At 54.7% G+C, this 12,462-nt stretch carries 8 protein-coding genes; 3 read left to right on the top strand and 5 right to left on the bottom strand.

Annotation, left to right across the window (positions count from 1 at the left end):
• Positions 1-688: 688 nt before the first annotated feature.
• The gene (locus AC0IXH_RS20535; protein ID WP_134822861.1) at positions 689-6,220 is read left to right on the top strand and encodes a glutamate synthase-related protein; all 5,532 of its coding nucleotides are present in this window, start codon (positions 689-691) and stop codon (positions 6,218-6,220) included.
• A gap of 66 nt (positions 6,221-6,286) precedes the next feature.
• Positions 6,287-8,044 (top strand): sulfite reductase subunit alpha, encoded by a 1,758-nt coding sequence (locus AC0IXH_RS20530; RefSeq protein ID WP_013204062.1) that lies wholly within the window; start codon positions 6,287-6,289, stop codon positions 8,042-8,044.
• A gap of 37 nt (positions 8,045-8,081) precedes the next feature.
• Here the strand turns inward: AC0IXH_RS20530 and sspB are convergent, their stop codons facing one another.
• The 5 genes from sspB to zapE form a co-directional block, all read right to left on the bottom strand.
• Positions 8,082-8,582, bottom strand: coding sequence for a ClpXP protease specificity-enhancing factor (gene sspB / locus AC0IXH_RS20525; RefSeq protein ID WP_013204063.1), 501 nt, complete (start codon positions 8,580-8,582; stop codon positions 8,082-8,084).
• Between the two features lie 5 nt (positions 8,583-8,587).
• On the bottom strand, positions 8,588-9,229 hold the full coding sequence (gene sspA / locus AC0IXH_RS20520; protein ID WP_013204064.1) for a stringent starvation protein SspA: 642 nt from the start codon (positions 9,227-9,229) through the stop codon (positions 8,588-8,590).
• 319 nt (positions 9,230-9,548) lie between these two features.
• Positions 9,549-9,941: a 30S ribosomal protein S9 gene (gene rpsI / locus AC0IXH_RS20515; protein WP_013204065.1), complete on the bottom strand. Its 393-nt coding sequence runs from the start codon at positions 9,939-9,941 to the stop codon at positions 9,549-9,551.
• 15 nt (positions 9,942-9,956) lie between these two features.
• Positions 9,957-10,385, bottom strand: a complete 429-nt coding sequence (gene rplM / locus AC0IXH_RS20510) for a 50S ribosomal protein L13 (protein ID WP_013204066.1) — start codon at positions 10,383-10,385, stop codon at positions 9,957-9,959.
• A 245-nt stretch (positions 10,386-10,630) separates the two neighbouring features.
• Positions 10,631-11,758: a cell division protein ZapE gene (zapE, locus tag AC0IXH_RS20505; RefSeq protein ID WP_013204067.1), complete on the bottom strand. Its 1,128-nt coding sequence runs from the start codon at positions 11,756-11,758 to the stop codon at positions 10,631-10,633.
• 187 nt (positions 11,759-11,945) lie between these two features.
• On the opposite strand from zapE, the gene zapG reads away from it, so the two are divergent.
• Positions 11,946-12,347 carry a Z-ring associated protein ZapG gene (zapG, locus tag AC0IXH_RS20500; protein ID WP_013204068.1) on the top strand — a complete coding sequence of 134 codons (402 nt, stop codon included), beginning with the start codon at positions 11,946-11,948 and terminating at the stop codon, positions 12,345-12,347.
• The last annotated feature ends 115 nt before the right edge of the window (positions 12,348-12,462 follow it).

The following is a 12,462-nucleotide window of genomic DNA, read 5'->3' as shown; positions in this document are numbered from 1 at the left end:
AATTCATAGTGATAGGGCGATCTTTGCGCTCTTAACCCTTTACCCTATCGAATAACAATTCACATTAAGTGAGAACTTACTCATTGCGATGATGATTAATTTTACTAATGATGGGCGGCTGTTTAATTCAAATAAGCGTACGGGATAAAAACAGTATTTTTCAGTAAATAGCGTATAATTGTCAGAACATTCTCCTACCAATAACCCCAGCACCAGCATGGTGCAGAGATATGGCGCCTGCACTACAGTGAGACAGCTCACACTTATTGCGGTCTTTGCCTTGCAGGGTTTAGTAGAAAAAACGGCGACAAATCCTTACACATCAATAGCCTGAGCTGTCATAAGGTCGCAAAAGCCTCAGTAAGAACGCTATTTGACCTGAGTACGCTTTCCCGATAAGTTGGAAATCCGCTGGAAGCTTTCCCGACGGGCCAGTGTCTCGGCATATCTATGCAGCAAGAAGACTCCCTCGTGATGCAAGTTATCTCCCTTTAAGAGATTCGGAAATTTGAGAGCAGCCCCCCTTCAAGGACGTCAGGAAAAAAGTCTGGAGAGGTAACGCTCGGGGTAACGGCGTCCGCATTAAGCGGTCAGGAAAAATGAGACAGAGCCTGAGAGAGACTCCTCAGATGCACTCTGTGCTTGAAACACTATAGGTAATGTCACAAAGAAGTTGAGGAGGCCTCCGATGTCCAACACAAAACCTTTTCCCTATGGCTTGTACGATCCTTCAAGAGACAGCGATAGCTGTGGCGTAGGTTTTCTGACGCGTAAGGACGGCGAGCAAACTCATGAGATCCTGCAGATGGCCCATAGCGCCTTGTGCACGGTACCTCATCGCGGGGGTATGTCGGCGGAAGGCGTCGGTGACGGTGCTGGCGTCAACGTGGACATCTCTTTGCACTTCTTCCGCAAAATTACCGGCCAACAGCTTGAAGCGGGTCGCTTTGGCGTCGGCAACTTCTTCGTGCCTAAAGACGTTGAACTGCGTGCCAATGCGGAACGTCTGGTTGAAGATACGCTTGCAGCCTATGGCCTGCCTGTTCTGCTGAAGCGCGACCTGCCACTCGATGGTAGCGTGCTGCGTCCTGCTGCGCTCTCTTTCCAGTTGCCGATCGTCCAGTGGGTGTTTACTGCCCCGCAGGATGTCGACACGCAAAACGAATTCGAAAAACGCATCTACCGTGCCTTGCTGGACATCGAAGCGCGCGCCTTTACCGAAAGCCAGTTTGGCGGGCTCTATCCGCTGTCGCTTTCTTCGCGCACGCAGGTTCTGAAGGCCCGTCTGAATTCCAATGAAGTGATCCCTTACTTCAAGGATCTGACCGATCCGGATCATCAGGTGCGTGGGTTGTTCTTCCATACCCGCTTCTCAACCAACACCGATCCGCACACCACCATGGCGCAGCCTTTCCGGCTGATGGCCCACAACGGCGAGCTGAACACCGACCGTAAAAACCGTATTGCTGAGTCTGCGCTGGCGCTGGCTCGCGGCAAGAAAATTGTTCGCCCGAAAGGACAGTCCGACAGCTCGCGTCTGGATCAGAGTATCCAGAGCCGCCTGATGGAAGATAACCTCGACCTGATCAATGCCGTGGTGTCGATGATGCCGCCGGCGTGGGAAAACGATCTCACCCTGTCGACCGAAGTCCGTGCGATGCTGGAGTACTTCTCTTTATATGAAGAGAAAAACGATGGCCCGGCCGCGCTGATCTTCGGTAACGGTGAAGTGATTGGCGCGCGTCTGGACCGTCTGGGCCTGCGCCCACTGCGCTCTGTGGAAACCGCCGAGTATATCGGTGCGATGTCAGAAGCCGGTCAGATCGCCTTCCCACCGGAAAGCGTATTACGCCGTGGCCGTATCGAAGCGGGCGGCATGCTGTATTACGATCACAGCGAAAAGCGCAGCTACACCACGCTGGAAGCGCTGGAAAAACTGGCTGCTGAAAAAGACTACCCGGCACTGGTTGAACAGGCCCGTGTCATGCTGGAAGAATTGCCTGTGGTTCCTGCTGAAGAGCAAGGTTCACCGCTGCGCTACAGTGGTGACCTGAAAACTTATCAACGGTTTGTGGCTTACTATTACAACCAGGAAAGCTTCAAATTCATGATGGACCCGATGCTGAACACCGGCGCAGAGAAAATTTCTGCCATGGGTTACGGCAACGCGATCAACGGTCTGTCCGATCATGAAGGCGGGATGGCGCACTACTTCTCTCAGCGCTTTGCTCAGGTAACTAACCCACCGTTAGACTCGATCCGTGAAGTTGACGGCATGACCTTGCGCGTTGCGCTGGGTGCTAAGCCGCATCTGGGCCGCAGCAAAGGCCGTCAGATTATCGTGCCGACCCCGATCCTGACGCATCTGGATATGCTGCAGCTGCGTGAACAGAATGTCGCCCCTTATGCGCGTTTCGATATGCTTTACATCCCGGTGGTGGGCACAGAGCCACAGAACCGTATCGACAATGCCAACGCCCTGGAAAAAGCCATTGATGACCTTGCTCAGCAGGTTGTCGACTTTGCCCGTGAGCAAGGCGGTATCGCGGTTCTGACTGACCGTCATATCTCTTCTACCCGTGCCGGTATCCCGATGCTGTTGATGGTGTCTGCCATTAACCAGCGCCTGGTTCAGGAAGGCTTGCGTCTGGACGTTTCTCTGGTGGTTGAAAGTGGCCAGAGCATCTCCTCGCACCATATCGCGGCAACCCTCGGTTTCGGCGCGTCGGCCGTTTACCCTCTCGGCGTGCAAATGCGCGCAGAAGAGAAGTACGGCGAAGGCGAAGAAGGCAATAAAGCATTCAAACGCTATGCCAAAGCCGCTGAAAAAGCCCTGATGAAAACCATGGGTAAAGTCGGCCTTTGTACCGTTGAAAGCTACAGCTGCGGTGAGTTCTTCGAGCCAAACTTCCTTAATACCGACGATCCGGTACTGAGAAAGTACTTCCCGAACATTAAAACCCCGGTTGGCGGCGCTGGCTTTGCCACAATCGCGCAGATGGCCGTAGACTGGCACCAGAGCGCCCTGAAAATTCAGGGTGAGTCAGAAGTGCCGTTGTTGGGTCTGTTTAAAGAGCGTGCGGAAGGTGCCGGTCACTCCTACGGTACCATTGCTGTGCGTACCTTTATTGATATGACAGAGCAGCCGATCCGTTTTGCTGATAAGCCACGCGATGAAGATCAGTTCATCCGTTTGCTGACGCTGGCGAAACTGGATAATGCCTTCAATATCAAACCCAGCGCTTTTGCGGACACCAGCTTTGAACGTATCCCAAATGACGTGATTGATAACTTCACCATCACGCCGGACTATCGCGAATTCTCCAGCCTGATGCTGCAGGAACGTAAACGTCGCCCGGCGGCGCTGCGTGACATTCTGACCTTCCCGGCCGATCTGACCCACGTCGACAGCCAGGCAGAGTTTGCCCGTAAACTGGGTCGCTACTCGCTAACCAACAATGGTTTTGCGACCCGTGGTCTGGCATGTGAAGCCACCGAAGGCCGTGAAGGTCACTTCACGCTGCGCCTGACCGACAGCATCGTTGGTCTGAAGCCAGAGAACGAGCGCCTTGCGGCACTGTTCAGCGCACTGAAAACCCGTTTCACCGATGAGATCGGCGAAAGTGAGATTGTGGCTGGTGGCCTGCAGCTTGCCGCAACCGGCAAAGCGGCTGAGTACCTGTCACGCATCTTCACCTCGGCCCCTTCTCTGCCGCTGAACGAAATTCAGCCTGCCAGCGAAATCACCCGCACCTTTGCTTCCGGTGCGATGAGCCACGGTGCGCTGGTTGCGCCGGCTCACGAAGCGGTGGCACACGGCACCAACATGGTTGGTGGCATGAGCAACTGTGGTGAGGGTGGCGAGCACTATTCCCGTCACGGCACTATCCGTGCATCACGCATTAAGCAGCTGGCTTCCGGTCGCTTTGGCGTGTGGGCTGCGTACCTTGCGGACCCGATGCTGGAAGAGCTGGAGATTAAAATCGGTCAGGGCGCGAAACCTGGCGAGGGCGGTCAGCTGCCTGCGGCGAAAGTCACGGTTGAAATTGCTGCGGCCCGTGGCGGTACGCCTGGCGTGGAGCTGGTTTCCCCTCCTCCGCACCACGACACCTACTCGATTGAGGATTTGGCGCAGTTGATCCACGACTGCAAGGCAGCTCGCGTGCGCGTCATCGTTAAACTGGTTTCCTCTGAAGGCATTGGCACCATCGCCGTCGGCGTGGCAAAAGCCGGTGCGGACGTTATCAACGTCGCGGGCAACACCGGTGGTACCGGTGCGGCTTCGGTTACCAGCCTGAAATACACCGGACGCGTGGCGGAAATCGGCATTGCCGAAGTGCATCAGGCGCTGTGCGCTAACGGCCTGCGTGAAAAAGTTCTGCTTCGCTGCTCCGGCGCGCAGCAAACGGGCAGCGACGTCGTGAAATCTGCCCTGTTGGGTGGCGACAGCTTCGAATTCGGCACCACCGCGCTGATGATGCTGAAATGCGTGATGGCGAAAAACTGTAACGTGAAATGCCCGGCCGGCCTGACCACCAATGCCGAAGCCTTTGATGGCGATCCCCGTCAGCTGGCGCAGTACTTTATGAACGTCGCGCATGAAGTGCGTGAGATTCTGGCGCGCCTTGGCCTGCGTTCGCTGCGTGAAGCGCGCGGTCGCTCTGACCTGCTGCACCTGATGGATCACCCACTGGAAGTCGGCAAGCTGGACTTCCGTGCCATGCTGACCGTGGTACCCGAACTGAAAATCGCCCGTCCGGTCTATCTGGAAAAAGATTTCGAGCTGGACAACGGCTGGGTCGATCAGCTGAAACTGGAGCTGGTCGATCAGGGCCAAACCGATATTCAGTTCGGCAATGGCATCACGCTGAACAACCGCAACAAAAGCGTTGGCGGACAGTTGGCCATCGATATCGAGCGCCTGCTGAACCACACGCTGGATGCTGCTCAGCTGAGCAAAATCCCTGCAGCATTGCTGGACGATCGCGGACGCCGTTATCTGGCACCCAATACCGTCAATATCTCTACCTCAGGATCGGCCGGTCAGTCCTTCGGCGTATTCTGCAACGACGGTATGCAGCTGAAGCATTACGGCACCTGTAACGATGGCGTCGGTAAAGGCCAGTGCGGTGGCGAAATTGTGGTGATGTCGCCTGGCGGCGGCTCGCAGGATGCTGAAGGCAACGTGTTGATCGGTAACTTCGCGCTGTTTGGCGCTACCGGTGGACGCCTGTTTGTGCAGGGCCAGGCGGGTGACCGCTTCGCAGTCCGTAACTCAGGTGCAACGGCCGTGGTTGAAGGCGTTGGCGATTTCTGCTGTGAATATATGACCAATGGCGCGATCCTGAACCTGGGCACTTACGGCACCGGTTTCGGTAACGGCATGAGCGGTGGCTTTGCTTACCAGTACGACCCGTACGGCACGCTGGCAGGTTCAGCAGCCGGAGACTCCGTGCTGTTTGGCTGCATCGCTGACGACAATGAAATGGCGCGCGTGCACAAGGACGCGGTGCTGACGATGCTGAACTGGCATCTGGAAGCGACCCATTCACCTCGTGCAGCCTGGCTGCTTGAGCACTGGGAAACCGAGTGCCAGCACTTTGTCTTTGTGATGCCGCGCTCCCTGCTGTTGTACCAGGAAAGCACCGAGATCCTGAAGGCCAAAACCCGTAAGGATCTGCTGGAAGAGCTTTCAACCGCGCTGGCAAGCCATCAGGTTGCCAAGTTCAAAGCGGCCTGGCGCAGCAAGAAAACGATTGCCAATGGAGTGGTACCTGAATACGGTGCAACTGACACGCAAGATATGTTTGTGCTGCTGAACAACTATACCGTGCTCAGCTTTGCACAGCAGTTGGCGCTCTCCCGCCTGCCGAAAGGTACGCCGGTAGAAGATGCCGCGGTAGAAAAAGCCGTACGTAACCTGTTAATGACAGAGGACTTCGCACTGATCAGTAAGCTGCAGCGTCACGCACGTTCAGCGATTGAAAATTACAGTGATGATGAACTGGCCTGCCTGATTGCAGCCAAACGTATGGCGGACTACAAGGCTGCCCTGACGCAACGTAACATCCGCTCGATGGACAGCCTGGCGACTTATGGTTGGATCATTTATCAGGATGCGCGTAACAGAGAAGTGCTGGGCGGACTGCCTGACTTCGAAGAGCTGTTTGCTCGCGCCGCACTGCCTGAAATCGCTGCAGCCGTCGGGAAATTATCCTGACGGTTTACCGGACTGAATGTGACTATCTACTGAACACGACGAAACGGGATTGAGTACAGATAACCCATGAAAATTCCTTACATTCCTGAAGACGCGCCATTCAATGGCGACCAGAAATACTGGCTGGCGGGGTTTCTCGCCGGGCTACACTCACGCCTGCTGGTACTGGAAGACAGCAAGCAGGTTGCCAGCGGTACCAGTTCTGCGGCAACCACGCAGTTGCATATCCTGTTTGGCTCGCAGACCGGTAATGCCGAAGCGCTGGCACAGAGCGCAGCGAAAGCTGCCCGTGCTCAGGGTCTGGTGCCTGTGGTGCAGGGCCTGGGTGAAGTGGATATCGACGTGTTCGCGACCATGCGTCACGTGCTGGTGATCACCTCAACCTACGGCGAAGGCGAAATGCCTGACAACGCCCAGCTGTTCTGGCAGGCCATTTCTGCCAGCACCGCCCCGCGTCTGGAGCAGATGCACTTTGCCGTACTGGCTATCGGTGATACCGGCTATGATGGCTTCTGCCAGGCCGGTAAATTCATCGATATGCGCCTTGAGCAGCTCGGCGCGAAACGCGTCAGCGACCGTATTGATTGCGACATTGATTACGAAGAGCCTTCTAATCAGTGGATCTCTACCTCTATGCCACAGTTTGCCGCCAGTGCCGGCAGTAGCGGTACCGCGCTGGAGAATTTACCGGAAGCCCCGGTGATCCCTGGCAGCAACAAGCAGAATCCTTATGCCGCAGCACTGATCACCAATAAGCGTCTTTCTGGTGATGAATCAGGCAAAGATATCCGTCACTTCGAATTCGATTTGACCGACAGCGGGCTGAAGTACGAAGCCGGCGATGCGCTGGGCGTGATCCCGGTCAATGACCCTTCGCTGGTAAAACTGCTGCTGACTCAGCTGAACTCGGATTACGATACGCCGGTTTCAGGCTTCGACAGAACGCTGGGCGACCTGCTGACCTATCAGTTTGAGATCTCTGAGCCTTCGCGTAAGCTGATTGAATGGGTTGGCCAGAACACCACTAACCAGGAACTGCGCCACGTTCTGCAGCATGACGACAAGGACGCGCTTGGCGTCTGGTTGTGGGGCAAAGACACGCTGGACCTGCTGCAACTTGAGCTGACCCGCTCGCTGAGCATTCCAGAGTTCGTTGCGCTGCTGCGCCCATTACAGCACCGTGCTTACTCCATCTCTTCAAGTTCGAAGGCGTACCCAAATCAGGTTCACCTGACTATCGCCACGCTGCGTTACCACAGCACTGGCCGCCCACGTAGCGGCGTATGCTCTGCTTACCTGGCGGAGCGTGTCGGTCGCGGTGAAAAACCGGCTATCTTTATTTCGCCGAACAAAGCGTTCCGCGTGCCGGCGAACAACGATGCGCCATTGATTATGATTGGTCCGGGGACCGGTATCGCGCCATTCCGCGCCTTCCTGCAGGAACGTCAGGCTGCCAGCGCGAAAGGCAAAAACTGGCTGTTCTTTGGTGACCAGCATCAGGAACACGACTTTATCTATAAAGACGAATTGCTGGGCTGGCAGGAAAGCGGCTTACTGACGCGTCTGGATTTGGCCTTCTCCCGCGACCAGTCGAAGAAAATCTACGTACAGAGTCGCATGCTTGAGCAAGGTGCAGAGCTGTTTGCCTGGCTGGAACAAGGCGCCTACTTCTACGTCTGTGGTGATGCATCACGCATGGCGAAGGACGTGGATAAAGCCTTGTATGAGGTGATTACTCAGTTCGGTGGGATGTCTGTAGAGCGCGCGGCCGACTATGTTGACCAGCTCAAAAAAGAAAAACGTTACCTGCGAGATGTTTACTAATCTCAGCGATAAAAAAACGGGCCGAAAGGCCCGTTTTTTATTTCACGACGCGTAACGCCGGTCGACCACCGCGCGGTGGCGGGTCGTTGTCCGGATTGTCATCATCGTTCTGCACGCTGTCATCCGGGCGATCGCCGTCGATAACAGACATCACCGTTTCTGGCGTGTCGTTCTGCTCTGAATCCGGGTTATATTCCCCGGCTTCTTCGTAAACCGGCTCAGGCTCAAACATCGTACCTGCACCGTTTTCACGTGCATAAATAGCCATCACTGCCGCCAGAGGAACCGTAACCTGACGAGGCACGCCGCCAAAGCGGGCGTTGAAAGTCACCTCATCATTACCCAGTTCCAGGTTGCCGACCGCACGCGGAGCGATGTTCAGAACGATCTGACCATCACGCGCATACTCAAGAGGCACCATCACACCTGGCAGATTGATATCCACGACCAGGTGCGGGGTTAGCTGGTTGTCCAGCAGCCAGTCATAGAACGCCCGCAGAAGGTACGGGCGACGAGCGGTAAGTTGCGACATTTCCATCGTAATCAGCCCCGTGTTTGCAGGCGCATTTCACGTTCCGCTTCCGTCAGGGAAGCCAGGAAGGAATCACGCTCGAAGACACGCGTCATATAGCCTTTCAGCTCTTTAGAACCTGCGCCGACCAGCTCAATGCCCATCTGCGGCAAACGCCACAGCAGCGGTGCCAGGTAGCAATCAACCAGGCTGAACTCTTCGCTCATAAAGAACGGGGTACGGGCAAACAGAGGGGCGATCGCCAGCAGCTCTTCACGCAGCTGCTTACGCGCGGCTTCTGCTTCCTGCGCCGTGCCGCTCTCGACCTTACGCATCAGGCTGTACCAGTCTTGCTCCACGCGGTGCATCATCAGACGGCTTTCACCACGGGCAACCGGGTAAACCGGCATCAATGGTGGATGCGGGAAGCGCTCATCAAGGTATTCCATGATGATACGGGATTCGTACAACGTCAGTTCACGATCAACCAGCGTTGGGACGGTACGGTACGGATTGAGGTCAATCAGATCCTGGGGCAGGCTATCCATTTCTACCTGCTCGATCTCTACGCTAACACCCTTCTCCGCCAGCACGATACGAACCTGGTGGCTAAAAATGTCAGTAGGACCAGAAAACAGCGTCATTACCGAACGTTTGTTGGCAGCGACAGCCATGTAAACCTCCAAGTTTATCCAGAAAATTACTGCGCAAGCCCGCCAGGTGGCGACTAACCTGCTTAATAGAGTGCCATTAGCATGATGTGAAGCCGAACCAGCATCCACTGAGGATTTCATGCATCAATGCTCTGCTAATGCGCGCAAAGTGACACACAGTTTACCAGATTTTAGACAGCTTGTGGGGGCGGGAACGCGGATTTGACGGGAAAAGGGTAAACCCCGTCGCGATTTCCATCATTATGCCGATGGCGGAAAAGAAAAAACCCGGTGCAAGCACCGGGTTTTTCGATAATCGACTCTGCCGAGGCAGAATAAATTAACGCTTGGAGAACTGAGGACGACGACGTGCTTTACGCAGGCCGACTTTCTTACGTTCTACCTGACGAGCATCACGAGTCACGAAGCCTGCTTTACGCAGTTCGCCACGCAGTGATTCGTCAAACTCCATCAGAGCGCGTGTGATACCGTGACGGATCGCACCAGCCTGACCAGAGATACCACCACCTTTAACAGTGATGTACAAATCGAATTTACCAACCATGTCCAACAGTTCCAGCGGCTGACGAACTACCATGCGGGCAGTTTCGCGACCGAAGTACTGTTCTAAAGAACGCTGGTTAATAACGATGTTACCGCTACCCGGCTTGATAAAGACGCGTGCGGAAGAGCTTTTGCGGCGACCAGTGCCGTAGTTTTGATTCTCAGCCATTGCCTGTAATCCCGATTAAATGTCAAGAACTTGCGGTTGCTGTGCCGCATGGTTGTGCTCGTTGCCCGCGTAAACTTTCAGTTTACGGTACATAGCACGACCCAGCGGGCCCTTTGGCAGCATGCCCTTAACCGCGATTTCAATCACACGCTCAGGACGGCGAGCAATCATCTCTTCGAAGGTCGCTTGCTTGATACCACCGACAAAGCCGGTGTGATGGTAATAAATCTTATCGGTACGCTTGTTACCGGTTACGGCAACTTTCTCAGCGTTAAGAACGATAATATAATCACCGGTATCAACGTGCGGAGTATATTCCGCTTTATGCTTACCGCGCAGGCGACGAGCCAGTTCGGTCGCTAAACGACCTAAAGTTTTGCCAGTTGCGTCAACAACAAACCAGTCACGTTGGACCGATTCTGGCTTAGCTGTAAAAGTTTTCATTTAAAAGCTTACCCAAATTAAGTTACACGTTGGTGAAATCCCAAACGCTTGAATAAACGGTTGAGGCTCACACGACCATCTTGACCAGCAAGCCCACCCCTTCGGATAGAGTTACTGGAACACAAAGAGTTTTGGGAAAAAAACCTTTGTTGTAACGTGGGGTCGCAAGATTATAGAGAAGTCGACCACAAAGCGCGACCCTTTTCTTACAATAATTGCACCCCGGTGCCCCGCCCTGGCTTGCTTCAGGGCAAATGCGCCAGCCGGAGGTACTCTTCGCTTTGCATCTCCTGCAAGCGGGAGACGCAGCGTTGGTATTCGAACTTCAGCCGCGCGCCTTGGTATATCTCAAACAGCGAGGCTTCGGCGGAGACCACTAGCTTAACATGCCGCTCGTAGAACTCATCCACCAATGCCAGAAAACGTCGCGCCTGGTCCTCCGTTTTGTAGATCATCACCGGCACGTTATACAGCAATACGCTATGAAAACGGCGCGACAGCTCGATGTAGTCATGTTGACTGCGCCCTTCACCGCACAGCGTTTTGAAGTCCATCGCCACCACGCCTTCCGCCATGCCCTGGGTCGGCAAAGAACGGTGATTAATCTCCAGCACCGGTTTGTCGCTGCGCGCGACACCAGCCAGCGCCACGAACATCCGCTCCATCTCTTTGCTGGTGTCGTCATTTAAGGGCGTCATCCACAGATGGGCTGAGGTCAGCGTGCGCAAGCGGTAATCAATGCCGGCATCCACGTTCATGATTTCGCAATGCTGCTTAATCATTTCAATGGCAGGCAGAAAACGCGCGCGCTGCAGGCCATTGCGATAGAGATCGTCAGGCGGAATGTTTGAGGTCGCAACCAGCGTAATCCCTCTGGCGAACAGCGCTTCCATCAGCGTGCCCAACAGCATCGCGTCGGTAATGTCTGACACAAAGAATTCGTCGAAGCACAGCAGGTCGGTTTCGCTTTTGAAACGATCGGCGACAATTTGCAGCGGATCGCTTTGTCCCTGAAGCTCAGTCAGCTCCTGATGGACGCGTAACATAAAGCGGTGAAAGTGCAGACGCTGCTTACGCTCTCCAGGAATTGCCTGAAAAAACATATCCATCAGCCAGGTTTTCCCACGGCCGACACCGCCCCACATATATAAGCCCCGGGCCGCCGCCGGCGCCTCGGTTTTTCCTTTGCCCATCAGCTTGTTCAACTTGCCAAAAAGTCCTTTCGCAGGCTGGGCAGAAACCGGCTGAACGCGAGTCAGCGCCTGATAAATTCCGTCAAGGCGCGTCATGGCGTCGAGTTGTACTGCATCAGGCTGGAATTCGCCTTTTTCCAGCGCCTGCTGGTATCGCGCCAGAGGAGACATCGTTTGCATAATTTATTCACATTCCCTGAAAAATTCGGTGCGTCAGGTGGTTGATTGTCGAAAAAAAGGCCGCTATACACTAAGCGATGCAGCCTCAGGATTCCACTTCCATCAGATTAGCGGTTATAGTGGCAGGTAGTGAACTGGCGTTGGCCAGTAGCCCTTACGGAACAACGAAGACAACACGGGAGTTATTATGACCTGGGAATACGCGCTTATTGGCTTGGTAGTTGGATTAATCATCGGCGCGGCGGCCATGCGTTTTGGCAACAAAAAGCTTCGCGAGCAGCGGAGCCAGCAGTACGAACTGGAAAAAACGAAAGCAGAGCTGGCCGACTATCGTGAAGAGCTGACCAGCCACTTTGCACAGAGTGCTGAATTGCTGGACAACATGGCGCGCGATTACCGCCAGCTGTATCAGCATATGGCGAAAGGGTCTAATGACCTGCTGCCAAACCTGCCGGGTGAGAAAAACCCGTTTGCTTATCAGCTGACTGAATCAGAAGCGGATAACGATCAGGTCCCGGTTCAGATGCCACGTGACTACCCGGACAGCGCTTCAGGCCTGCTTCGCGGTGACCGTGCAGCACAGAAATAAGCAGAATGATTGAAGGGCGCTCAGCGCCCTTTTTTTCTTTTGCCGTAGCAACATCTGCACTCTGAGTTTTAGGTTAATACCTGAGTTCCCCCCCACCTTTTGTAGCGAGAGCGTC

Source organism: Erwinia sp. AC075, from assembly GCF_979253995.1.
This window is presented reverse-complemented; position numbering and strand designations above follow the sequence as displayed.